This window comes from Curtobacterium oceanosedimentum, from assembly GCF_020297365.1.
In the GTDB taxonomy this organism is placed as follows: domain Bacteria; phylum Actinomycetota; class Actinomycetes; order Actinomycetales; family Microbacteriaceae; genus Curtobacterium.
Map to the genome: position 1 here is coordinate 1,309 of NZ_JAIXIG010000056.1, position 1,595 is coordinate 2,903.

General features: G+C 54.8%; 1 other annotated feature (running past both ends of the window).

The features are described from left to right. Nucleotides 1-1,595 (top strand) — a sequence feature (most likely nonfunctional fraction of RNA operon) (it extends past both window edges: 1,303 nt to the left, 1,654 nt to the right).

Consider the following 1,595-nt stretch of genomic DNA (forward strand, 5'->3'; position numbering starts at 1 on the left):
ACGTTGGATCGCAATTTTAATCTTTGTGGTCAAGTTTCTAAGAGCAAACGGTGGATGCCTTGGCATCTGGAGCCGAAGAAGGACGTAGAAATCTGCGATAAGCCTCGGGGAGCTGATAATCGAGCTTTGATCCGAGGATTTCCGAATGGGGAAACCCCGCCAGGCGTTTTGCGACCTGGTGACTCCCGCCTGAATATATAGGGCGGGTAGAGGGAACGTGGGGAAGTGAAACATCTCAGTACCCACAGGAAGAGAAAACAACATGTGATTCCGTGAGTAGTGGCGAGCGAAAGCGGATGAGGCTAAACCGATCATGTGTGATAGCCGGCGGGCGTTGCATGGTCGGGGTTGTGGGACACGTCGCTCAGTTCTGCCGGACTGGGGCGGTTACAGCGCATCATAGTCGAACCGGTTTGAAAGCCGGGCCGTAGTGGGTGCCAGCCCCGTAGACGAAATGGTGTTATGGCCGGATGTGTATCCCAAGTAGCACGGGGCCCGAGAAATCCCGTGTGAATCTGTCAGGACCACCTGATAAGCCTAAATACTCCCAGATGACCGATAGCGGACAAGTACCGTGAGGGAAAGGTGAAAAGTACCCCGGGAGGGGAGTGAAATAGTACCTGAAACCGTTTGCTTACAAACCGTCGGAGCCTCCTTGTAGGGGTGACGGCGTGCCTTTTGAAGAATGAGCCTGCGAGTTAGTGATATGTGGCGAGGTTAACCCGTGTGGGGCAGCCGTAGCGAAAGCGAGTCTGAATAGGGCGTTTGAGTCGCATGTTCTAGACCCGAAGCGAAGTGATCTATCCATGGCCAGGTTGAAGCGACGGTAAGACGTCGTGGAGGACCGAACCCACTTCAGTTGAAAATGGAGGGGATGAGCTGTGGATAGGGGTGAAAGGCCAATCAAACTTCGTGATAGCTGGTTCTCTCCGAAATGCATTTAGGTGCAGCGTTGCGTGTTTCTCGCCGGAGGTAGAGCTACTGGATGGCCGATGGGCCTCAACAGGTTACTGACGTCAGCCAAACTCCGAATGCCGGTGAGTGAGAGCGCAGCAGTGAGACGGTGGGGGATAAGCTTCATCGTCGAGAGGGAAACAACCCAGACTACCAACTAAGGTCCCTAAGCGTGTGCTAAGTGGGAAAGGATGTGGAGTTGCACAGACAACCAGGAGGTTGGCTTAGAAGCAGCCACCCTTGAAAGAGTGCGTAATAGCTCACTGGTCAAGTGATTCCGCGCCGACAATGTAACGGGGCTCAAGCACACCACCGAAGTTGTAGATTTCGCACATTCGACAAGCCTTCGTGGTTCAGTCGTGCGGAGTGGTAGGAGAGCGTCGTGTGGCGAGTGAAGCGGCGGAGTGATCCAGCCGTGGACGCTACACGAGTGAGAATGCAGGCATGAGTAGCGAAAGACGGGTGAGAAACCCGTCCTCCGAAAGACCAAGGGTTCCAGGGCCAGGTTAATCCGCCCTGGGTAAGTCGGGACCTAAGGCGAGGCCGACAGGCGTAGTCGATGGACAACGGGTTGATATTCCCGTACCGGCGAACAACCGCCCAAGCTAATCCAGTGGTGCTAAGAGTCCTAACCCGGTTCG